Origin of the sequence: Micrococcus porci (assembly GCF_020097155.1) — a bacterium.
Classification (GTDB): domain Bacteria; phylum Actinomycetota; class Actinomycetes; order Actinomycetales; family Micrococcaceae; genus Micrococcus; species Micrococcus porci.
This window is the reverse complement of the sequence record NZ_CP083691.1, coordinates 2021167-2042670: the sequence shown is the minus strand read 5'-3', so window position 1 is coordinate 2042670 and position 21504 is coordinate 2021167. Positions and strand designations below refer to the sequence as shown.

Annotated in this window: 22 protein-coding genes and 1 tRNA gene; 12 read left to right on the top strand and 11 right to left on the bottom strand. The window is 74.0% G+C overall.

The genetic code is table 11. From position 1 onward, the window contains the following. Window positions 1-35 precede the first annotated feature (35 nt). The 3 genes from KW076_RS09645 to aceE form a co-directional block, all read right to left on the bottom strand. Entirely contained in the window at window positions 36-959 is a 924-nt protein-coding gene (locus KW076_RS09645; protein WP_224355134.1) for an ACP S-malonyltransferase, read from the bottom strand. Between the two features lie 79 nt (window positions 960-1038). Continuing rightward, window positions 1039-2229, bottom strand: coding sequence for a PucR family transcriptional regulator (locus tag KW076_RS09640; protein ID WP_224355133.1), 1191 nt, complete (start codon window positions 2227-2229; stop codon window positions 1039-1041). Window positions 2230-2348: 119 nt separating this feature from the next. After that, on the bottom strand, window positions 2349-5099 hold the full coding sequence (gene aceE / locus KW076_RS09635) for a pyruvate dehydrogenase (acetyl-transferring), homodimeric type (RefSeq protein ID WP_224355132.1): 2751 nt from the start codon (window positions 5097-5099) through the stop codon (window positions 2349-2351). A gap of 264 nt (window positions 5100-5363) precedes the next feature. Here aceE and KW076_RS09630 point away from each other — a divergent pair, with 264 nt between their 5' ends. From KW076_RS09630 to KW076_RS09620, 3 genes are all read left to right on the top strand, one after another. After that, entirely contained in the window at window positions 5364-5792 is a 429-nt protein-coding gene (locus KW076_RS09630) for a DUF3052 domain-containing protein (protein ID WP_224355131.1), read from the top strand. Continuing rightward, window positions 5785-6246 carry a redoxin domain-containing protein gene (locus KW076_RS09625; protein ID WP_224355130.1) on the top strand — a complete coding sequence of 154 codons (462 nt, stop codon included), beginning with the start codon at window positions 5785-5787 and terminating at the stop codon, window positions 6244-6246. The genes KW076_RS09630 and KW076_RS09625 overlap by 8 nt, the downstream gene beginning before the upstream one ends. A gap of 39 nt (window positions 6247-6285) precedes the next feature. Then, window positions 6286-6359, top strand: a tRNA-Val gene (locus KW076_RS09620). A gap of 85 nt (window positions 6360-6444) precedes the next feature. On the opposite strand, the gene KW076_RS09615 is transcribed toward KW076_RS09620, so the two are convergent. Then, the gene (locus tag KW076_RS09615; RefSeq protein ID WP_224355129.1) at window positions 6445-7560 is read right to left on the bottom strand and encodes a C40 family peptidase; all 1116 of its coding nucleotides are present in this window, start codon (window positions 7558-7560) and stop codon (window positions 6445-6447) included. A gap of 273 nt (window positions 7561-7833) precedes the next feature. Between KW076_RS09615 and KW076_RS09610 the strand changes: the two genes are divergently transcribed. Together KW076_RS09610 and KW076_RS09605 are read left to right on the top strand one after the other, a co-directional pair. After that, window positions 7834-8661 carry an AzlC family ABC transporter permease gene (locus KW076_RS09610; RefSeq protein WP_224355128.1) on the top strand — a complete coding sequence of 276 codons (828 nt, stop codon included), beginning with the start codon at window positions 7834-7836 and terminating at the stop codon, window positions 8659-8661. Next, entirely contained in the window at window positions 8658-9017 is a 360-nt protein-coding gene (locus KW076_RS09605; protein ID WP_224355127.1) for a branched-chain amino acid transporter permease, read from the top strand. The genes KW076_RS09610 and KW076_RS09605 overlap by 4 nt, the downstream gene beginning before the upstream one ends. 49 nt (window positions 9018-9066) lie before the next feature. Here the strand turns inward: KW076_RS09605 and KW076_RS09600 are convergent, their stop codons facing one another. Both KW076_RS09600 and KW076_RS09595 read right to left on the bottom strand, forming a co-directional pair. After that, window positions 9067-10449, bottom strand: a complete 1383-nt coding sequence (locus KW076_RS09600) for a YncE family protein (RefSeq protein WP_224355126.1) — start codon at window positions 10447-10449, stop codon at window positions 9067-9069. A 143-nt stretch (window positions 10450-10592) separates the two neighbouring features. After that, window positions 10593-11105 carry a hypothetical protein gene (locus KW076_RS09595; RefSeq protein ID WP_224355125.1) on the bottom strand — a complete coding sequence of 171 codons (513 nt, stop codon included), beginning with the start codon at window positions 11103-11105 and terminating at the stop codon, window positions 10593-10595. Between the two features lie 129 nt (window positions 11106-11234). Between KW076_RS09595 and KW076_RS09590 the strand changes: the two genes are divergently transcribed. Continuing rightward, window positions 11235-11759, top strand: coding sequence for a hypothetical protein (locus KW076_RS09590; protein ID WP_224355124.1), 525 nt, complete (start codon window positions 11235-11237; stop codon window positions 11757-11759). A 28-nt stretch (window positions 11760-11787) separates the two neighbouring features. Here the strand turns inward: KW076_RS09590 and KW076_RS09585 are convergent, their stop codons facing one another. Beyond that, window positions 11788-12276 carry an NUDIX hydrolase gene (locus KW076_RS09585; protein ID WP_224355123.1) on the bottom strand — a complete coding sequence of 163 codons (489 nt, stop codon included), beginning with the start codon at window positions 12274-12276 and terminating at the stop codon, window positions 11788-11790. Window positions 12277-12325: 49 nt separating this feature from the next. Here KW076_RS09585 and KW076_RS09580 point away from each other — a divergent pair, with 49 nt between their 5' ends. The 3 genes from KW076_RS09580 (at window position 12326) to gnd (ending at window position 15526) form a co-directional block, all read left to right on the top strand. Beyond that, entirely contained in the window at window positions 12326-12838 is a 513-nt protein-coding gene (locus KW076_RS09580) for a hypothetical protein (protein WP_224355122.1), read from the top strand. A gap of 147 nt (window positions 12839-12985) precedes the next feature. Further along, window positions 12986-13900 carry a polyphosphate kinase 2 gene (gene ppk2 / locus KW076_RS09575; protein ID WP_224355121.1) on the top strand — a complete coding sequence of 305 codons (915 nt, stop codon included), beginning with the start codon at window positions 12986-12988 and terminating at the stop codon, window positions 13898-13900. A 60-nt stretch (window positions 13901-13960) separates the two neighbouring features. After that, the gene (gnd, locus tag KW076_RS09570; RefSeq protein ID WP_224355120.1) at window positions 13961-15526 is read left to right on the top strand and encodes an NADP-dependent phosphogluconate dehydrogenase; all 1566 of its coding nucleotides are present in this window, start codon (window positions 13961-13963) and stop codon (window positions 15524-15526) included. 88 nt (window positions 15527-15614) lie between these two features. Here the strand turns inward: gnd and epsC are convergent, their stop codons facing one another. From epsC to msrA, 3 genes are all read right to left on the bottom strand, one after another. Next, window positions 15615-16202: a serine O-acetyltransferase EpsC gene (gene epsC / locus KW076_RS09565; RefSeq protein ID WP_224355119.1), complete on the bottom strand. Its 588-nt coding sequence runs from the start codon at window positions 16200-16202 to the stop codon at window positions 15615-15617. 29 nt (window positions 16203-16231) lie between these two features. Then, window positions 16232-17167 carry a cysteine synthase A gene (cysK, locus tag KW076_RS09560; protein ID WP_224355118.1) on the bottom strand — a complete coding sequence of 312 codons (936 nt, stop codon included), beginning with the start codon at window positions 17165-17167 and terminating at the stop codon, window positions 16232-16234. 64 nt (window positions 17168-17231) lie between these two features. Beyond that, the gene (gene msrA, locus KW076_RS09555; protein ID WP_224355117.1) at window positions 17232-17813 is read right to left on the bottom strand and encodes a peptide-methionine (S)-S-oxide reductase MsrA; all 582 of its coding nucleotides are present in this window, start codon (window positions 17811-17813) and stop codon (window positions 17232-17234) included. Between the two features lie 111 nt (window positions 17814-17924). On the opposite strand from msrA, the gene KW076_RS09550 reads away from it, so the two are divergent. The 3 genes from KW076_RS09550 to KW076_RS09540 are packed head-to-tail and all read left to right on the top strand — an operon-like array spanning window position 17925 to window position 20620. After that, complete coding sequence (locus KW076_RS09550; RefSeq protein WP_224355116.1) at window positions 17925-18881, top strand: Nif3-like dinuclear metal center hexameric protein; 957 nt, start codon at window positions 17925-17927, stop codon at window positions 18879-18881. Beyond that, window positions 18878-19609: a CT398-like coiled coil hairpin domain-containing protein gene (locus KW076_RS09545; RefSeq protein ID WP_224355115.1), complete on the top strand. Its 732-nt coding sequence runs from the start codon at window positions 18878-18880 to the stop codon at window positions 19607-19609. The genes KW076_RS09550 and KW076_RS09545 overlap by 4 nt, the downstream gene beginning before the upstream one ends. Before the next feature lie 60 nt (window positions 19610-19669). Further along, a complete protein-coding gene (locus KW076_RS09540) occupies window positions 19670-20620 on the top strand; it encodes a reverse transcriptase-like protein (protein ID WP_224355114.1) in 951 nt (316 codons plus the stop codon). A 12-nt stretch (window positions 20621-20632) separates the two neighbouring features. Here the strand turns inward: KW076_RS09540 and KW076_RS09535 are convergent, their stop codons facing one another. Beyond that, window positions 20633-21442 (bottom strand): YaaA family protein, encoded by an 810-nt coding sequence (locus KW076_RS09535; RefSeq protein WP_224355113.1) that lies wholly within the window; start codon window positions 21440-21442, stop codon window positions 20633-20635. Window positions 21443-21504 lie beyond the last annotated feature (62 nt).

The following is a 21504-nucleotide window of genomic DNA, read 5'->3' as shown; positions in this document are numbered from 1 at the left end:
TGCTCTTCTCTGTGACGATGCGGCGCGGGAGGGCGTCAGGCGGTGTGCTCGGCGATGAAGGCGCGGGCGGCGTCGAGGTCGTCCGGGGCCTTCACGGCCAGCGAGGGGACCCCCTTGAGGCCGCGCTTGGCGAGGCCGGCCAGGGTGCCGCCGGGCAGCACCTCCATGATGCCGGTGACGCCGCGCTCCGCCATGGCCTCCATGCAGAGGTCCCAGCGGACGGGGCGGGTCACCTGGTTCACGATGCGCTCGAGGACCTCGGTTCCGGAGGCCACGGCGGCGCCTTCGCGGTTGGAGAGCAGCGTCAGGCGGGGGTCGGCGGGGGAGAGGCCCGTGACGTGGGCGGCGAGCGCGTCCACGGCGGGGCGCATGTGCTCCGTGTGGAACGCCCCGGCCACCTTGAGCGGGATCACCCGGGCGCGGGCCGGGGGCTGCGCCGCGAGGGCGTCGAGCGCGTCCTGGGTGCCGGCCGCGACGATCTGACCGCCCCCGTTCACGTTCGCGGGCGTGAGGCCCGCGGCCTCGACGGCCGCCAGGACCTCGTCCTGGTCCCCGCCGACGACGGCGGCCATGCCCGTGGGGGTGGCGGCCGCGGCCTCGGCCATGCCGGTGGCACGCACCCGCACGAGCGCGAGGGCGTCCTCCGGGGAGAGCACGCCCGCCACGGCGGCGGCGGTGATCTCGCCCACGGAGTGGCCGGCGGCGAGCACGCGGTCGGGGGCGAGCGCGTCCAGGCCCAGCACGTCCGCGGCGACGAGGCCGGCCGCCACGATGAGCGGCTGGGCCACGGCGGTGTCCTTGATCGTCTCCTCGTCCGAGACCGTCCCGTGCGCGGTCAGGTCCACGCCGGCGGCCGCGGAGAGGCGGTCCAGCAGGGAGGGCACGCCCTCCAGCTCGCGCCAGGGGGCGAGGAAGCCGGGGGTCTGGGAGCCCTGTCCGGGGCAGACGATCGCAAGCATGGTCTCCACTCTGGCAGGCCGGACCGTCCGGCGGCGCCCGTGCGGGCGCCGAACCTCCGACGCGCGCTTTGGAGGGATTCTACAACCGGGGAGCCCCCTCGGACAGCCTGCCGAGCGCCACCGCCGTCTGCAGCACGTAGGCGTCCCGGGGCCGCTGCGGGTCCCAGCCCGTCACCTCGGCGGCCCTCCGCAGGCGGTACCGGACGGTGTTCGCGTGGACGTACAGCTCGCGGGCCGTCCCCTCGAGGGAGTGCCCGCACGCCGTGTAGACGTCCACGGTCTCGAGCAGGCTCGGCCCGGCGTCGGCCAGGGCGGCGTAGACGCCGTCCACGAGCGCCGCGCACGCGGTCGCGTCCCCGGCGAGGGCGCGCTCGGGCAGCAGGTCGTCCGAGCGGGCGGGGCGGCCGGCGCGCGGGTGCGCGGCCGCCGCGCCGAGCCCGGCCAGCGCATGGTGCGCCGACACGTGCGCCTCCAGCAGGGAGTCCACGACCGGGCCGACGATCACCGGCCCGTCCGCGAACCAGGGCAGCAGCGCCTCCGCCACCGCGTCGGGGTCGCTCACGGACCCCACCACGAGCACCAGGCGCCGGGACTGCACGCCCACCAGCAGCTCGCACTGGAGGCGGGCGGCGTCGCGGCGGAGCCCGGGCAGGAACGCGGCGGTGGCGCCGTCGCGCGCGGAGCCGGCCATCACCATCACGCCGTCCCCGCCGCGCCAGCCGAACGCGGTGGCGCGGTGCTGGATCTCGTCCGGCTCCTGGCCGCGGAGCACGGCGTCCAGGAGCACGGCCTCGAGCCGGGAGTCCATGGCGCCGCGCAGCTCGGCGGCGCGGGCGTAGACGTCGGCGATCGCGAACGCGATCTCCCTCGAGTAGTGGAGCACGTGCTCCGCGACCACCGGCTGGTCGGCCTCGGAGACGGCGTCCGGCACCCCGGTCTCCACGACGTCGACGATCGTGCGGATCAGCTGCAGAGCTCGGTGCAGGGAGATCGCCCGGGTCAGCTCCGTGGGCGACTGGCCGAACACGTCGCGCAGCACGTCCACCGTGGTGGTCTGCGGCCGTTCGAACGAGGTGATGAACCCCTGCAGGGCGCGCTGCGCGATGAGCCCCAGGGCGCTGCGCTCGTCCGGGGTGAGCTCCCGGTACCAGGGCAGGGTCTCGTCCAGCCGACGCAGGGTGGCGGTGTTGAACGTCCCCAGGTGCGCGCGCAGGCGGGCCAGTCCGTCGGCGCTGACCCTGCGGGGGGCGGAGGGGCGGGGAGCGGGCATGCGCCACATCCTAGGGGCGGTTGTGGCATTCCTACACGGGGGACGACGACGGCCGGCCGCCTCCGCAGGGGAGGCGACCGGCCGTCGTCGGGCTCAGCGGGCGAGCCGGGCCGGGGGGATCAGGCGTCGCCGCCCGCGATGCCGGTGGTGCCGGCGGTGACGTCGTCCAGGCGGTACTTCTCGTGCGCCTTCGCGGCCGTGCCCCGCTCGACCCCGCCCTCCTCCTCGAGGAGCTGCAGCGCGCGGACCACCATCGAGTGGGTGTCGATGAGGAAGTACCGACGGGCGGCGGCGCGGGTATCCGCGAAGCCGAACTCGTCGGCGCCGAGCGCCGAGAAGCGGTTCGGCACGAACGGGCGGATCTGGTTCGTCCACGAGGTGGAGTAGTCCGAGGTGGCCACGATCGGGCCCTCGGCCCCCTGCAGCGCCTGCGTCACGTAGGGCACGCGGGGAGTGGCGGACGGGTCCTTCAGGGCGTCCTTCTCCGCCGCGACGGCGTCGCGGTACAGCTCGTTGTAGGAGGTCACCGACCACACGGAGGCGTTCACGCCCCACTCCTCGGAGAGGATCCTCTGGGCGTCGAGCGCCCACGGCACGGAGACGCCGGAGCCCAGGAGCTGGACCTTCGGGCCGTCGCCCTGGCCCTCGGAGAGACGGTAGATGCCCTTGAGCAGGCCCTCCACGTCGAGACCCTCGGGCTCCTCGATGTGGGTGATCGGCTCGTTGTAGACCGTCAGGTAGTAGATGACGTTGCGGCGGGCGTCGCCGTCCTCGTGGTCGCCGTACATGTCCTCCAGGCCCTGGCGCACGATGTGGGCGATCTCGTACGAGTACGCCGGGTCGTAGTGCTTCACGGCCGGGTTCGTGGACGCCAGGACGGGGGAGTGACCGTCCATGTGCTGGGTGCCCTCGCCGGCGAGGGTGGTGCGCCCCGCGGTGGCGCCGATCATGAAGCCGCGCGCGAGCTGGTCGCCTGCGGCCCAGATGTTGTCCGCGGTCCGCTGGAAACCGAACATCGAGTAGAAGATGTACACCGGGATCATCGGCTCGCCGTGCGTGGAGTACGCCGTGCCGATCGCGTTGAACGCCGCGGTGGCGCCGTCCTCGTTGATGCCGACGTGGTAGATCTTCCCCTGCGGGGACTCCTTGTAGGACAGGAACAGGTCCCGGTCCACGGACAGGTAGTTCTGGCCCTTGGGGTTGTAGATCTTCGCGGTCGGGAAGAACGAGTCCATGCCGAAGGTGCGGGCCTCGTCCGGGATGATCGGCACGAAGCGCGGTCCCATGTTCTTGTCCCGCATCAGGTCCTTGAGCAGGCGCACGAACGCCATGGTGGTGGCGGCCTGCTGCTTGCCCGATCCCTTGCGGGCCTGCTTGTACACGGACTCGGGCGGCAGCGGGATCTGGTGGTACGTGCTGCGGCGCTCCGGCACGAAGCCGCCCAGCTCCTTGCGCCGCTCCATCATGTACGTGATCTCCGGGGCGTCGGCGCCCGGGTGGTAGTACGGGATGTTGTACGGGTCCTTCTCGATCTGCTCGTCCGAGATCGGGATGCGGTGGCGGTCCCGGAACACCTTGAGGTCGTCCACCGTCAGCTTCTTCATCTGGTGGGTGGCGTTGCGGCCCTCGAAGGACTTGCCCAGGCCGTAGCCCTTGATGGTGTGGGCCAGGATCACGGTGGGCTGGCCCTTGTGCTCCATGGCGGCCTTGTAGGCGGCGTAGACCTTCTTGTAGTCGTGGCCGCCGCGCTTGAGGCCCCAGATCTCGTCGTCGGTCATGTCCGCCACCATCTCCTTGGTGACGGAGGACCGGCCGAAGAAGTGCTCGCGCACGAAGCCACCGGACTCGGCCTTGTAGGTCTGGTAGTCGCCGTCGAGCGTCTCGTTCATGATGCGCACGAGCTCGCCCTCGTCGTCGGCCTCCAGCAGCGGATCCCACTCGCGGCCCCAGAGGACCTTGATGACGTTCCAGCCGGCGCCGCGGAAGTACGACTCCAGCTCCTGGACGATCTTGCCGTTGCCGCGCACCGGGCCGTCGAGGCGCTGCAGGTTGCAGTTGACCACGAAGGTGAGGTTGTCGAGCTTGTCGTTGGCCGCGACGTGCAGCTGGCCGCGCGACTCGGGCTCGTCCATCTCGCCGTCGCCGAGGAAGGCCCACACGTGCTGGTCGGAGGTGTCCTTGATGCCGTTGTTGTGCAGGTACCGGTTGGTCTGCGCCTGGAAGATGGCGTTCATCGGCCCCAGGCCCATGGACACGGTGGGGTACTGCCAGAAGTGCGGCATCATCCGCGGGTGCGGGTAGGAGGGCAGGGCGTGCCCCTGGCGGGACTTCTCCTGGCGGAAGCCGTCGAGGTCCTCCTCGGTCAGGCGGCCCTCGAGGAACGCGCGGGCGTAGTTGCCCGGCGAGGAGTGGCCCTGGAAGAAGATGTGGTCGCCGCCGCCCGGGTGGTCCTGGCCGCGGAAGAAGTGGTTCAGGCCCACCTCGTAGAGGGTCGCCTGGCCCGCGTAGGAGGAGATGTGGCCGCCGACGCCGACGGCGTCGCGCTGGGCGCGCTGCACGAGGGCCATGGCGTTCCACCGCAGGTAGTTGCGGTAGCGGCGCTCCAGCTCCTCGTCGCCCGGGTACTCGGGCTCCTGGTCGGCCGGGATCGTGTTCACGTAGTCCGTGGTGGTCACGTGCGGCAGGGCGACGGACTTGGCGCCGGCGCGCTGCATCAGCGAGCGCATGATGTACTCCGCGCGCTCCGTGCCGCGCTCGTCGACGAGCCCGTCGAACGACTCGATCCACTCGGCGGTCTCCTGCGGGTCCTTGTCCGGGCGCTGGCTGGTCAGACCGCTGACGATCTGCGAGCTCTCTTCGGCTGCGCTCACGGTGCCTCCTGGGGTCTCGTGCGGAGGGGTGCTCCGCGGGGTGTCCTGCGGTCCGCCGGTGAGGCCCGGCCGGCCGCTCGCGCCTGCGGCCGGTCGCCGGCAGCGGTACGCGTCGTCGGCCAGCCTAATGGCGCACGGGGCTGCGCGCCCGCGTCCGGGCCCCGTTGTCCGGAGGGCCACGGCGTATGGTGGTGCGTGTCACCCGCACCGGACGGCGCTGGAGACCCGCTCCGCCCCGTCCTCGTCTCAAGGAGGAGCGCGCGCATGGAGACCCCGTCGGACGGGACCTCGACGCACCAGGAGCTGCTGGACGCCTACGGCCTGACCGCAGGAGAGCTCGTCCAGGAGTGGGGGTATGACGACTACATCGACTTCGACTTCCGTGACGCGCTCGAGGACGCCCTGGGCGAGGAGCTGCTCACCGAGGAGGACCAGGAGCCGGCGGACGCGGTGCTGTTCTGGTGGCGGACGGACGACGGCGACGTCTCGGACCTCACGGACGCGCTCGTGGACGCCCAGCGCTCCCTCGACGCGGGCCCGGTCTGGCTGATGACGCCCCGCAACGGCCGCCCCGGGCACGTGAGCCCCACGGACGTCGCGGAGGCCGCCGCCACGGCAGGGCTGCACGTCACGACGGGCGCCGGCGGCAGCGCGGACTGGGCCGCCGTGCGGCTCGAGAAGCGCGGTGGCTGAGCCGGCCCTGCGGGACATCCACGGCACGCCCTGGCCGTGGCCGCCCGTGGTCTCGGGGGAGCGCGCCGCCTGGCTGGTGTTCCTTCCCGGGGCGTTCACCCCCGTCTGTGCGGGGGAGCTCGCCTGGCTGGGGCCGTTGGCCGTCGAGCTCGCCGCGGAGGACGTGGGCCTGCGCGTGGTCTCCTGCGACGCCGCCCCCGTCCTCCGAGAGGTCGCCGACCGGACGGGCCTGCCGGCGGAGTGCGTGCTGCTCTCGGACTTCTGGCCCCACGGTGCCGCGGCCGCCCGGTTCGGCCTGCTGGACGAGACCACGGGCCGCCCGCGACGCGTCTCCGTCCTCGTGGACGAGTCGGGGACCGAGCTGGTCCGGGTCCGCCCCGGGGAGCCCGGCGGACCCCGCACGGCGCAGGCGCACCGGCGGGCTGCGGAGGGCGCGCTCGGTCGGCGGCGCTAGGCTGGGCGGGTGCCGTCCGCGGTCCGGACGGTGCGGCCGGGACCCATAGCTCAGCCGGTCAGAGCGTCTCGTTTACACCGAGCAGGTCGGGGGTTCGAATCCCTCTGGGTCCACCGTGGGCGACGGCCCCGGGACCACACGATGTGGTCCCGGGGCCGTCGTCGTCCGACCTCGAGGGAACACCGGCCCGTGGGGCGGTCAGGCCTGGGCGTACCGGGGGCGCACCGCGCCGGCGTAGTCGTGTTTCGCGTTGAGCTGCTCCAGCGTCTCGACGGTGACCGGGCGCCCCACGAAGGGGGCGTTGATGCCGCGCCCCTTGCCGAGGTACAGGGCGACGTGGCGGATCCGCCGGCCCCCGGGCACGTGCGAGTAGAACAGCAGGTCGCCCGGGGTGAGGTCGTCGGCGGCCACCCTGGGAAGTCCCGAGTCGTAGAGCTGAGGACCGGAATCGCGGGGCAGCAGGATGCCGTGCGCGCGCAGCACCGTGTAGGTGAAGCCGGAGCAGTCGATGCCGAACCGGCTCATGCCACCCCATAGGTACGGCGTGCCCTCGAAGGAGCGCGCGGTCTCGAAGACCTGCTCGGCCGTGCCGAGGGCGGGCTCGCCCACGGCCGTGTCCGCGGCGGCGATCCAACCCTCCCGCTCGTCCGGCAGCAGGACCTTCGAGGCCTCGTCGCCCTCCTCCAGCAGCGGCAGGCGCGTCCCGAGGGGGACGACCACGAGGGTCTTCTCCATGTCCTCGCCCTCGTATACCCCGGTGCTGTGCGCGGTCACGCGCATGATCGGGGCCCCGTCGGCCTGCTGGGCGGAGAGGAAGCCGAGATCGCGCACGACGTGGGCGCGCGGCACCCAGCTGGTCTGGTGGCCGAAGTCGTTCGGCGCGGCCTGGTCCAGGAAGCTGACCCTCGCCCAGTCCCCGGAGAGCTCGCGCACGGTGACGCGGGAGCCGAGGGCCGCCTGGGTGTCGCTGCGGCCGAGCAGCCCCCGCTGCAGGGTGTCGTCCATGCGGGGGAGCCACTCGTCAGGCCGGGGGTCGGCCTGGGTGACGGGCTCGTCCGTCCAGCCACGGTCCACGTCGGGCTTGAGCCAGGCGGTCGTCAGCGACGCGCGCACCACGGCGTCCTGGCCCACGGCGAGGTCCTCGATCCCCGTCGCCGCGACGGGGGAGGACGACGGAGACGCCGAGGTCTGCGGAGCGGAGGTCGTCTGCGCGGAGGAGCAGCCCGTCAGGCCCAGCGCCCCGGCGACCCCGGCGCCGCCGAGCCCCAGCAGCGTGCCGCGGCGGGTGAGCGGGCGTCCTGAGATGTGTTCCATGCGGTGATACTCCTGGTCAGCGGGCCGGGTTCGGACGCAGGAGGGCCCCTCGGCGGTCGGATCGGAGGGGTCCGGAATGGCGCGGCACGTCCGGTCGAGGTCCGACGGCGCGCCGCGGAGCGCCCGGACGTCATGGACAACGGTAACCCGTGGAAAACCGCCCCGCATTCACCGTGAGAGGGCTGTGGGGGTCCTCTTCCGCACCGCGCCGTCCCGTCACCCTGCGTCGTCGCGGCGGACGGGGCGCATGGACTGTGGCACCCTGGCCCGACCATGACTGAGATCACACCGCCGTCGCCCGCGGCGTCCGGCGTGCCGGACGCCCTGCCGACCCGCCGTGCGGAGGTCGCCGAGGGGGTCCGCCTGTCGGGACCGGCCGGACTGGGGCTGTTCCCGCTGGGCGTGGCCTTCGGGATGCTCGTGGTGCAGGCCGGACTCCCCGGGTGGGCCGCCCCGCTGCTGTCCGTGGTGGTGTTCGCCGGCTCGGTGGAGCTGCTGCTGGTGAGCCTGCTGGCCGCGGGGACGTCCCTGGCGGGGATCGCCGTGACCGTGTTCCTGCTGAACTTCCGGCACGTGTTCTACGCGTTCGGCTTCCCGCTGCGCGTGGTGCGGAACCCGCTGGCCCGGCTGTACTCGATGGGCGGGCTCATCGACGAGGCCTACGCCATCACCGCCGCCCATCCGCGTGGCTGGACCGCCCCGCGGCTGCTCGCCACCCAGGTCAGCCTCCACCTGTACTGGGTGGTCGGCGGTCTTGTGGGCGTCGTGGCGGCCGGGCTGCTGCCGGCACCGGTGGAGGGCCTCGAGTTCGCCCTCACCGCCCTGTTCATCGTCCTCGCCCTCGACGCCGCGCGCACCCGCCGCCACGTCCTGCTCGTGCTCGCCGCCGCGGCCGCCGTCGGGGTGGGGCTCGTCGTCGCGCCGAGCGCGCTGCTGGTCGCCTCGTTCCTCGGGTTCGTGGCGGCCCTGATGGCGGCGCACGTCGCGGCCGAGCGCGGGGCGCGCCTCCCGCTGCCGGCGGTCAAGGAGCTCGGTGCCACCTCCCCCGGAGCCGCTGAGGCGGCCGAGCTGACGACGGTGGACGCGGAGGCGGGCCGATGATCGACGGCGTCGTGCACCCCGGGTACATCGTGGCCGCCGCGCTCGTGGCCGGCGGCGTGACCTTCCTGCTGCGGGCCCTGCCGTTCGTCCTGCTGCGCCCGCTGCGCGAGTCCCGGCTCGTGGCGCGCCTGGCGGTGTGGATGCCCGCCGGGATCCTGACGATCCTCGCCGTGGTGATGGTCCTCGACTCCGCGGCCCTCGCCCCCGGCGACCCGGTGGACTGGCCGCGCGTCGGCTGCACGCTCGCGGCGGGCGCCGTGACGGTGCTCGTGCACCTGCTCGGCGGGCGGCGCACCCTGCTGTCCATCGGAGCGGGCACGCTCGCCTACGTGCTGCTCGTGAACCTGGCCCTCTGAGCCGCCCGGAGCGGCGACCGGCCGGCCCGCGGGGCCGGCCGGTGCGAGGTCAGTCCCCCGGGGCGTCGGCGGTGGGCTGCGCGGAGCCGGCGGCGCCCGGGCCCACGCCGTCGGTGTCGTCGTAGACGTCGACGGTGCCACCGTAGTTGGCCACCCAGACCTGCCCGGTGGGGTCGTCGTAGGTGACGCCGACGGTGTTCTCGCCGGCCGGAGCCGTGTCGAGGATCTCGAGGGTCTCGGCGTCGATCTTGGTCAGCGTGGACGCCTCGTAGTTGACGACGTACAGCGCGGTGCCGTCCCTGGAGACGTCCATGGAGCGCGGCTCATCGCCGGCGGAGGCGCTGGCGAGGACCTTGCCGGTGGCGGCGTCGAGCTTCACGATCCGGTCGGCGCCGGCCACCGTCATGTACAGCGTCTTCCCGTCCGGGGACAGGGAGAGGTGGCGCGGCTGGGGGCCGGTGTTCATGACCAGCTCGGCGGTGCCGGCGTCGAGGTCCACGCGGTAGAGCTTGTCCGCCCACATGGCGACGACGTAGGCGGTCTTGTTGTCCGGCAGTACCACGATGCCGCGGGGCATGGTGTCCAGGGGGATGGTGTGCTGGAGCTCCCCGGTCTCGGCGTCGAGGACGGACAGGGTCGCGTCGCACCAGTTGCTGACCAGCAGGCGGGAGTCGTCCGGGGACAGGGCCAGGTACTTGGGCACCCGGCCGACGCGGTAGGCGGCGTCCCACTTCTTCTCCTCCACCGAGTACCGGTACACGAGGGAGGGGGAGATCGCCGAGCCGGCGGTGCAGTTGTCATCCGGCTTGACGCCGGTGCCCTCGCCGCCGGTCAGCTGGTAGTTGGAGACGTAGGCGTACCTGCCGTCCTGGGTCCACGCGGCCTCCACCGGCGAGCCGTTGACCACGCCGGACAGGCCGTCGATGCCCATGGCGTCCGTGTCCACGGTGTCCTCGAGCGTCTGGACGACCTCGCGGCTCCGGGTGTCGAAGAGCATGACGTTGTGCCGGTACATCATGTTGTTGGCGATCGCGAGCCCGTGCTGATTGGAGACGATGGACTTCGGCGTCAGGCCGGGGTCCTTGATGGTCTCCACGCGGGTCAGCTTGGTGGTGTTGGACGCCGGGAAGTCGGCCGGATCCACGGGGGGCGAGCCCTCGGCCCGGCTCTCCGACGCGCCCGACTGGCCTCCGGCGGACCCGCCGGCCGTGCCGCTCGAGGCCCCCGCGTCCTCGGTGGTGGACGCACCGGCCTCCGGGGAGCCTCCGGCCGGCGCGCCGTCCGGGCCCGCGCAGCCGGTGAGCAACAGGCCCGCGGTGAACAGGACGGCGGCGGGCCGCAGCGCCCGATGGCGGGCGGCGCCGACGCCGCTCAGCGCACGGGCGCCGGGGGCGTTGTCGGCGGTGTCGTGGGCACTGTGCAGTCGAGGCATGGGGTTCTCCAGGGAATGAGGTGGGCGGCCGGGACGTCCGACGTCGCCGCCAGACACAGGCCCAGCATATCGAGGCGGCCGGTGGCGCTCGTCCCGGGCGTCTCACCGATCCGTGTCCCGCGCGCGGGCGCGGGTCCTCAGGGTCAGCCCCGTGCGGTGAGGCGCCTCTCCCAGGCCGCCGCGGCCGCGGCCAGGCGGCGCCCGTAGTCGGTGACGCCGCCCGCAAGCGTGCCCGCGTTGTAGAGCGTGCCCGCCCGCTCGAGGCCGGCCACGGAGAAGTCCCCGCGGGCGCTGTCCCGCAACAGGCTCAGGCCGAGCGTCATGTTGTCCTCGGGGTCGGCGAGGTCCAGGCCCTCGGCGTCGGCGCGGTCGAAGAGGGGCGGCCAGGTGATCTGCGCCGGGCCCACGCCGTTGGAGCGCTCGCCGTCCGCCACTCGCCGGCGGAGCTCGGCGACGCGCTCCGGCGTCACCTCGACGTCCGGGGCGCCGGGGGAGGAGAACACGCCGCCGACGTCGTTGCCGAACACGTTGCGGCCGCCCGACTCCAGCTCGGCCAGGGCCGCGGCCACCGACACGGGCACCCGCGCCCGTCCGGCGGCGGCGACGATCGCTTCGGGGTGGGCGAGGGAGGCGGAGAGCACGGTCACGGGATCCATCCGGCCAGCGTGCCCGAGTCTGCGGCGAAGGGCCAGGCGTGCGGGGCCCGCCGGGGCGTAGGGTGGGACGGCCCGCGGGGCGCCTCCCGGCGCCCGCCCCCGACCCCACCGGCCCTGCAGGAGGAGCCCATGCCCGCGACGCCCCACGGCTTCTGGAAGCTGCCCGCCCCCTCCGACGCCGGCCCCCGTCACCTGGCCGTGATCACCGGCGGCGAGGCCGAACAGACCATGCTGTTCCTCCAGGACGCCGCAGGCTGGCACGTGCTGGCTCTGTTCCAGGACGAGCTGGCCGGCCGGACCACGGCCCGCACCCTGGACCGGCTCCTGCAGTCCGTCACCTACCTGCGCATGGGCGGGGCGGACCTGATGGACGGCGCGGACACCGAGCGCCCGGGGGTGGAGTGGGCGGGCTACGACCGCGAGTTCGAGGAGCAGGACGCCGCCGACGAGACCGCGGCCGACCCCGCCGCCCGCCTCTGGATCCTCCCCGCCACGGACGGTGCGAGCGTCGGCCTCAAGCTGCCGGGCCACCCTCGCTACGCCGACGCCGTCGCACAGTTCGTGGACGCCGGCACGGCCCGCGCGGCGGTCGACGCCGTCGACGCGCTGATCGGCGCCCGCCGGCCCGGGGCGGCCCGGCCCGCGGCGGACTGAGGAGCCCCGGCCCGGCCCGCGCCCGGGCTCAGGGCAGGACGTCCCCGCCCGCGACGAAGCGCGCGGGTCCGTCCTCGAGCGCCCAGGAGAGCGCGCGGGCGTGCAGCGGCGGCAGGTCCGACAGGCCGTCCACGGAGAACCAGCCGACCTCGAGGTTCTCGTCGTCCGCCACGTGGGCGTGGCCGCCCGTCTCGTCCAGCACGAGGACCACGTCCAGGTAGCGGGCGCGGTCCCCGTTGGGGTAGACGGCCCCGGCCGTCGTCCCGACGCCGGCCAGCCGCCGCGGAGCACAGCGCACCCCCGTCTCCTCGGCGACCTCGCGCACGGCGGCGTCCGCGGGCTCCTCACCCGGCTCGAGGATGCCCGCCGGCAGGGTCCAGCGGCCGTCGTCCGCTCGGCGGACCAGGAGCACCTCGCGGTCCCCGGCACGCAGCGCCACCGCCTTCACGCCGGAGAGCCAGAGCGGAGCGTGCCCCACATGCTCGCGCAGGGACAGGACGAAGTCGGGTGCGGCCATGGACCCACCCAAACACCCTCCGCCCCGGCGGCGGACCTACACTGCGCCCGTGGAACTCGAACAGCTGATGCGCCGCATCGACCGGATCGCCGGAGGCCGCCAGGCGCACCTGCGCATCGCCCCTGCGGCGCTGCACCACCCGCGCACCAGGCGGGACTTCCGGTGGATCACCTGGATCCTGACGGCCGAACTCGTCATCGGAGCGGCCGCCGTCGGGATCGCGGTCTGGCTCACCGTGCAGGGCCACCCGGTGGCCATGAGCGCCTGGATGCGCGCCGTGGTGGTGCTGGGCATGACGGCCACCCTCTTCTACTTCTTCTACTTCGCCCTCCGGGCCGCGGCCGGCTGGCGCTGGGCCTACCAGCGCCTGCGCCTGTTCGCCCAGGTCTTCCCCGTGATCACCCTGGTCCTCGCGGCCGTCCCGGGCCTGTACCCCGTGTGGATGGTCACCGAACAGATCGTGTTCTCCCTGCTGATGATCGGGGTGGGGGACATCCTCACCTCCGACCACATGCGTGAGGCCTACCGGCACCCGGACCGCCCCGTGCCGCGTTTCGAGTGAGCCCGCGCGCGTTCACCGGCTGTTCACCCGTGCGGACCGCCGTGGCCCGTCCCGGGCGGGGGCCGACCGCCATAATGGGGCGAGCAGGGGGCCGCGGCGCGCGGCGTCGTCGTGCCCCGTCCGTCCCGCCACGTGAAGGAGTCCGCCATGGAGCTGCTGCAGCCCGACGCCCCCCGAGAGAACCTGCGCGAGTTCATCGACAATCTGCGCGACGGCGGCTACACCGTCTCCGACGGCCACACCAACGACCCGGACCTGATCGACCCCCAGGGCCGCGCCGTGGAGACGTGGAAGGAGGACTACCCCTACGAGGAGCGCCTCTCCCGCGAGGAGTACGAGATCGAGAAGTACCGCCTCCAGATCGAGCTGCTGAAGCTGCAGTACTGGGGCGAGGACACCGGCCAGCGCCACATCATCGTCTTCGAGGGCCGCGACGCCGCCGGCAAGGGCGGCACCATCAAGCGCTTCACCGAGCACCTGAACCCGCGCACCGCCCGCACCGTCGCCCTGAGCAAACCCACCGAGCGGGAGCTCGGCCAGTGGTACTTCCAGCGCTACATCCAGCACTTCCCCACCGCCGGGGAGATCGTGCTGTTCGACCGCTCCTGGTACAACCGGTCCGGCGTCGAGCGCGTGATGGGCTTCTCCACTGACCACCAGTACGACCTGTTCATGCGCCAGGTGCCCGTGTTCGAGAAGATGCTCGTCGAGGACGGCGTCCACCTCACCAAGTTCTGGTTCTCCGTGACCCAGACCGAGCAGCGCACCCGCTTCGCGATCCGCCAGATCGACCCGGTGCGCCAGTGGAAGCTCTCCCCGATGGACCTGGAGTCCCTCGACCGCTGGGAGGCGTACACGGAGGCCAAGGAGGCCATGTTCCTCCACACGGACACCGACCACGCCCCGTGGATCTCCATCAAGTCCAACGACAAGAAGCGCGCCCGCCTCAACGCGATGCGCTACTTCCTGTCCCGGTTCGAGTACGAGGGCAAGGACCATGACGTCGTGGGCGTCCCGGACCCGCTGATCGTCCAGCGCGGGCGCGACGCCGTCGGCGACTGAGGCCCGACGTAGGCTGGGGCAGACGTCCCGAGACCCGTTCCGAGAAGGAGACCAGACGCGATGACCGAGACCAGCACCGTCCGGGGGACCGCCGACATCGGTGTCACCGGCCTGGCCGTGATGGGCGCCAATCTGGCGCGCAACTTCGCCCGGCACGGGTACACCGTGGCCCTGCACAACCGCAGTCGTGCGAAGACCGACGCCCTCGTGGCGGAGCACGGCCATGAGGGCTCCTTCGTGGCGACGGAGACCCTGGAGGAGCTCGTCGGCTCCCTGGCCTCCCCCCGCCGCGTCCTGATCATGGTCAAGGCCGGCGCTCCGGTGGACGCCGTCATCGACCAGCTCGTCCCGCTGCTGGACGAGGGCGACATCGTGATCGACGCCGGCAACTCGCACTACGAGGACACCCGCCGCCGCGAGGCCGCCCTCGCCGAGAAGGGCCTGCACTTCGTGGGCGTCGGCGTCTCCGGCGGCGAGGAGGGCGCCCTCAACGGGCCGGCCATCATGCCCGGCGGCCCGGAGGAGTCGTACGCCGCCCTCGGCCCGCTGCTGGAGGACATCGCCGCGTCGTACGACGGAGAGCCGTGCTGCGCGTGGATCGGCACCGACGGCGCCGGGCACTACGTGAAGATGGTCCACAACGGCATCGAGTACGCGGACATGGAGGTCATCGGCGAGGCCTTCGACCTGCTGCGCCGCGTGGCCGGGATCGAGCCCGCCGAGCAGGCCCAGGTGTTCGACGCGTGGAACCAGACCGAGCTGGCCTCCTACCTGATCGAGATCACCGCCGAGGTGCTCCAGCAGGTGGACGCCGCCACCGGTGCGCCGCTCGTCGACGTGATCGTGGACGAGGCGGGGCAGAAGGGCACCGGCCGCTGGACCGCGATCTCCGGACTGGACGTGGGCTCGCCCGTGGCGGCGATCGCCGAGTCCGTGTTCGCCCGCTCCCTCTCCGCCCAGACCGAGGTCCGGGCCACGGCGCGCGAGGTGCTCGCCGCCGGCGTCGAGTCCGCGCCCGCCGTCTCCCCGCAGGACCGCGACGCGTTCGTGGAGGACGTGCGCCAGGCCCTCTTCGCCTCCAAGCTCGTGGCCTACGCGCAGGGCCTGGACATGCTCTCGGCCGCCGCCATCGAGTACGGCTGGGCCCTGGACCTGGGCACCATCGCGTCCCTGTGGCGCGACGGCTGCATCATCCGCGCCGACCTGCTCGACGTGATCATGAAGGCGTTCGGCGGACGGGACACGTCGCGCCACCCGGAGCCCGGCACCCGTGCCGAGGGTCAGCCCCTGAACCTGCTGTTCGCCCCCGAGTTCGCCCAGGCCATGGCCGAGGCGCTGCCGGCCTGGCGCCGCGTGGTGGGCGCCGCCGTCGCCGCCGGGGTGCCCGTGCCGGTGTTCTCCTCCGCCCTGGCCTACTACGACGGCCTGCGCGCCGACCGGCTTCCCGCCGCCCTGATCCAGGGTCAGCGCGACTTCTTCGGGGCGCACACCTACCGCCGCACGGACCGTGACGGCTCGTTCCACACGCTGTGGTCCGGCGACCGCACCGAGGTCGACGGCGACGGCGCCCCCGTGGTCATGCCGCAGCCGGCCGAGGGCGACCCCACGGACGAGACCGCCCGCTGAGCGGACCTCGCCCGTCCCCCCGACGACGACGCCCCCGCCCCGCGCGATGCGGGGCGGGGGCGTCGTCGCGCCGGGAAGCGGACCGCCGTCAGATCCACATGGCGGGGTCCACGTACTCGGCGGGGTCCACCAGGGGCTTCTTCTCCGCCGGGGAGGTGCGCAGGCGCACGGAGGCCGGGATGCCGGTGGCGATCGAGTCGGGCGGGGTGTCCTTGACGACGACGGCGTTCGCCCCCACCGAGGTGCCCTCGCCGATCTCCACGGGGCCGAGGATCTTGGCCCCCGCACCGACCACCACCCCGTCGCGCAGCGTGGGGTGGCGCTTGACCTTCTCCAGGGACCGCCCGCCGAGGGTCACGCCGTGGTACAGCATGACGTCGTCCCCGATCTCCGCGGTCTCGCCGATCACGACGCCCATGCCGTGGTCGATGAAGAGCCGGCGGCCGATCGTCGCACCCGGGTGGATCTCGATGCCGGTCAGCGCGCGCGCCGCCTGCGAGAGCAGCCGGGCCGGCGTTTTCAGCCGGCCGACCTGCCACATGCGGTGGGCGACCCGGTGCGACCACACGGCGTGCAGGCCCGAGTAGGCCAGCACGACCTCCAGGTCGCCGCGCGCGGCGGGGTCATGGCTGCGCACGGTGGCGATGTCTTCCTTGATGCGGGAGCGGATGCCCACGGCGGGGGTGCCTTTCGGTCGGGGACGGCTCAGCCGCGGACGTCCTCGAAGAGGGCGGTGGAGATGTAGCGCTCGCCGAAGTCGCAGACGACGGCGACGATCAGCTTGCCCTCGGACTCGGGCTTCGCGGCCTCCTTCAGGGCGGCGGAGACGATCGCGCCGGTGGAGATGCCGCCGAGGATGCCCTCGCGGGCGCCGAGCGCGCGGGAGGTGGCGATGGACTCCTCGAAGGTGGCCGCGTAGACCTCGTCGTAGAGCTCGGTGTCCAGGATCTCGGGGACGAAGTTGGCACCGATGCCCTGGATCTTGTGGGGGCCCGCCTGGCCGCCGGAGAGGATCGGGGAGTCCGACGGCTCCACGGCGATCAGCTTGACGTCCGGCTTCTGCTCGCGCAGGTAGCGGCCGGCGCCGGTGATGGTGCCGCCGGTGCCCACGCCCGCGATGAACGTGTCCACGGCGCCGCCGGTCGCGTCCCAGATCTCCGGGCCCGTCGTCGTGTAGTGGGCCCGCACGTTGGCCTCGTTGGCGAACTGCTGGGCCCAGATGGAGTTGGGGGTGTCCCTGACGATCTGCTGGGCCCGCTCGACGGCGCCGCGCATGCCGTCCGCGCCCGGGGTCAGCACGATCTCGGCGCCGAAGGCGCGGAGCATCACGCGACGCTCGGCGGACATGGTCTCCGGCATGGTGAGGATCACCTTGTAGCCGCGGGCGGCGCCGACCATGGCCAGGGCGATGCCGGTGTTGCCGGAGGTGCCCTCCACGATGGTGCCGCCGGGGGTGAGCTGCCCCGACTTCTCCGCGGCGTCCACGATGGCGACGCCGATGCGGTCCTTCACGGAGTTCGCCGGGTTGTAGAACTCGACCTTCACGGCGACGTCGCCGGGCAGGCCCTCGGTCAGGGAGTTCAGGCGCACCAGGGGGGTGCCGCCGACGGCCTGGGTGATGTTGTCGAGGATCTTCGCCATGGGAGGCCTCCTGGGGGATTCGGGGTGGGGACGGGTCGTCTGTCAGGGTAGCGCGGGGCGCCGTTCAGGCGCCGTCCGTGAGCCACGCGGCGTGGCGCCGGCGGACCGCGGCGAGCTTGGGGTCGATCACCACGCGGCAGTAGCCGTTGCCCGGCCGGCTCGCGTAGAAGTCCTGGTGGTACCACTCGGCGGGGTGCCACGCGGCCGCCGGCTCGATGGTGGTGACGATCGGCGCCTCGTAGAGCTCCTGGGCACGCGCGAGCTGGGAGCGGAAGAAGTCCGCCTCGGCCTCGTCGTGGGCGAACACCGCGGAGCGGTACTGCGTGCCGACGTCGGCGCCCTGCCGGTTCAGCGAGGTCGGGTCGTGGCCGGTGAAGAACAGGTCCATGATGACCTCCGCGGGGACCTGCGCCTCGTCGAAGCGCACGCGGACGGCCTCGGCGTGGCCGGTTTGGCCGGTGCACACGGCCTCGTAGTCCGGGTCCGGGGTGTGGCCGCCGGTGTAGCCGGACTCCACCGCGAGCACACCGCGCACGCGCCGGTAGACGGCGTCCAGGCACCAGAAGCAGCCGCCCGCCAGGGTCAGCTCGCGCACCCGCGGCGCGTGGGCGGCGGGGGTTGAGGGGGTCTCCGGGGTCTCGCTCATGCCGGGCTCAGCAACACGCGGCGCCATTCCATTCCCGCCGGGCCGGCCCGCGGCGCGTCGCCCGGGCTCGCACAGCTGTGCGCCGGGCACCCGCCGGGGCATGATGTTCCCATGACCGTCCCGGACCATCCCCTCCAGGGCGCGGGCGAGGGCGCGTGCGGCCGCGCCGTCGCCACCGACGCCGTCGCCTCGGACGTCCCCCGACTGTCGGACGTCCTCGCCGCCGTGGAGCGCCTCTGGCCGGCCCGCCTCGCCGAGTCCTGGGACGCCGTCGGTCCTGTGGTCGGCCGCGCCGGGCGTCCCGTCCGGCACGTCCTGTGGGCCGTGGACCCGGTGCAGGACGTGGTCGACGAGGCCGTCCGGATCGGGGCGGACCTCGTGGTCACCCACCACCCGCTGATGTTGCGCGGCACCACTTCCGTGGCCGCCGTCGGACACGGCGGCGCCTTCAAGGGGGAGGTCGTGCACACCCTGATCGAGCACGGCATCGCCCTGGTGGCCGCGCACACGAACGCCGACTCCGCCGTGGGCGGCGTGTCCGACGCGATCGCCTGGCGCCTGGGACTGACGGACGTGTCCCCGCTGCAGCCCTCGGCGGGGGGCTCCGGGGCCGAGGGGATCGGCCGGGTGGGCGAGCTCCCCGCCCCCGTGCCCCTGGTCGAGTTCGCCCGCACCGTGGCCGCCCTCCTGCCCGCGACGGCCGGCGGTGTGCGGGTGGCCGGGGACGCCGACCTGCCCGTGCGCCGCGTGGCCGTCTGCGGCGGCGCGGGAGACAGCCTGTTCGACGCCGTCCGCGCCGCCGACGCGGACGTCTACGTCACCTCGGACCTCCGCCACCACCCCGCCTCCGAGGCCCGGGAGGCCGCGCGGCACGCCGGGGGCCGCCCGGCCCTCGTGGACACCGCCCACTTCGCCGGCGAGTGGCTGTGGCTCGCCGACGGCGCCGCCGCCCTCGCGGAGGAGCTCGCCCGCGGCGGCCACCGCGCGCGGATGACCGTCTCCGAGCTCGTCACCGACCCCTGGGACCTCCACCTCCCGTCCGGCCTCGCAGAGAGGACCACGTCATGAACCGCGTCACCGCACCCGCCGCCGAGCAGGCCCGCCTGCTGGAGCTGCAGCAGCTCGACCTGGGCATCGGCCGCGCCAAGACGCGCCTGGCCCAGCTGCGCGCCGACGCCGCGCTCGCCGATCTCCAGAAGGCCGTCGCCGCGGCGGAGGAGGCCGCGGCGGAGCAGGAGGCCCACGAGCGCGAGACCGACGCCGCGGCCGCGCAGGCCTCCGAGCGCGCCACCACCACCCGCGCCCGCCGAGACCGCACGCGCGCCCATCTCGACGCCGGCGACGGCGGCTCCAAGGAGCTGACTGCCCTCCAGCACGAGCTCGAGGGGCTGGAGTCCCTGCTGGCGGAGCACGAGGGCGCCGCCCTGGCCGCGATGGAGGCCGCAGACGAGGCCGAGGAGGCCCTCGCCCGGGCCCGCGCCGCCGTCGACGAGGCCAGGGCGGCGGTGGCCGCACGCGCCGACGAGGTCCGGGCCGAGGGGCGCCGCGTCACCGAGGAGGGCCGGGAGCTCGCCGCGCTCCGCGCCGGACTGGCCGGGCGCCTACCCGCCGACCTCCTGGCCCGCTACGAGGAGGCTCGGGCGGCGAACGCTGGCATCGGGGCCACGCGCCTCGAGGGCCGCCGCACCGGCGCCGGCACCGAGCTCTCGCCCGCGGACCTGGACGCCGTCCTGGCGACGCCCGCCGACGAGGTCGCCGTGGACCCGGAGACCGGGATCCTGATCATCCGTGCCTGACTAGAGTGGGGCACCGCGCGTCGGGACGGACCCGGCGCCACGGCGCCCCGGGAGGACGGCATGGCGGAACGCACCCTGCAGGTCGAGGCGGACGGCGGCTCGCGCGGCAACCCCGGCGTGGCCGGCTACGGCGCCCTCGTGCGCGACCCGGCCACGGGCGACGTCCTGATGACGGATGCCGCCCCGCTGGGCAAGGCCTCCAACAACGTGGCCGAGTACTCCGGGCTCATCGCCGGGCTCGAGATGGCCAAGACCCTCGATCCCGACGCCCGGGTGCACGTGAAGATGGACTCGAAGCTCGTCGTCGAGCAGATGTCCGGCCGGTGGAAGATCAAGCACGAGGACATGCGCCGGCTCGCCCAGCAGGCGCGCGCCGTGCTGCCGCCCTCGCGGGTCACGTACGAGTGGATCCCGCGCGCGCAGAACAAGGACGCGGACCAGCTCTCCAATGAGGCCATGGACGCCGGCGCCCGCGGCGGCCGGTGGGACGCCGGCGCCTCGAAGGTGCCGGTCACGGCGCCCTCCGCGCCGACGTCGGCCGGCGCCCCCGCCGCCGAGCCGGACAAGGAGCCCCTCGAGGAGCCGCCCGTGCCGGAGGAGCGCACGCGCCCCCGCCCGGTCGGCCGCCTGCACCACGTCGAGATCTGGGCCGCGGACCTGGACGCCGCCGTGGAGAGCCTGGGCTGGCTGTTCGAGCAGGTCGGCTACGCCCCGGGTGACGCCTGGGCCGAGGGTCGGGTGTACCGGGGCGCCGGGGACTACCTGGTCCTGGAGTCCGGGCGCGACGTCGCCCCGGGAGGGCACGACCGGCTCCGCCCCGGCCTGAACCATCTCGCCTTCCGGGCCGGCACCCGCGCGGACGTGGACCGGATCGCGGCCCAGGCCGCCGACCACGGGTTCACCCTGCTGTTTGAGGACCGGCACCCCTTCGCCGGCGGGCGCGACCACTACGCCGCCTACCTGGAGACCGCGGACGGGTTCGAGGTCGAGCTCGTGGCCGACCCGGCCTGAGGGGTTCCCCGCTCACTCCTCGGGCAGGATCACCTGGAGGCTGCCGGCCTTCCGCCCCGTGGGCGGCACCAGCTCCACCTCCCACCGCTGCCCGGGGACGCCTCCGTCGCCGGCGCGCGCGACGACGTCGGCGGCCGTGGCCGGGGTGCCCGCCGCCCGGGATCCGGCCTCCAGAAGGGCCCGGGCGACGAGGCCGCGGGTGTGCTTGGCGAAGTGGGACACCACCGTGCGTCGCCCGGCGCGCAGTTGGAACACGTCCACCGCGAGGGAGCGCTCGGCCGGCGCCTTCCACTGGGCCGCGTAGCCGCCGGAGCGGCAGTCCACCACGACCCCGCCGCGGGCCTCCGCGTACCCGTCCAGCGCCGGAGCCAGCCGGGGCCGCCACCAGGCGGCCAGCCCGGGCATGCCCGGCAGCCGGGCTCCGACGGGCAGCCGGTACGCGGGGATGCGGTCGCCGGGGGTCGTGGCTCCGAACAGGGCGGAGAAGACGAGCACGTCGGAGGCCGCGCGCCGCTTGGCGGCGGGGGAGAGGGACGTCAGGTCCAGGGCCTCGAACAGCACCCCGGTGTACACCTTCCGGGCCGGCGCCGAGGGGGCCGTCGCCAGCCGCGTGTTGGCGGCCACCTCGTCCGCCAGGGAGGCGCCCACGCCCAGGATGTCGAGGGCGTCCGGCCGGGCCGAGGCCTCCGCCAGCCGCGGGAGGAGCTCGGCGCGCGCGGCCGTGACGGCGTCGTCGTCGGCCAGGGTCAAGGAGGACAGGTCGAGCGGGCGGCCGGAGCGCGGCCCGGTCTTGCCCTCGGAGGGCGGCAGCAGGATCAGCACCGCACCAGGGTAGCCAGCCGCGACGCGCGGGCGGCCGACCTGGCACAGTGGTGGGGTCCGCG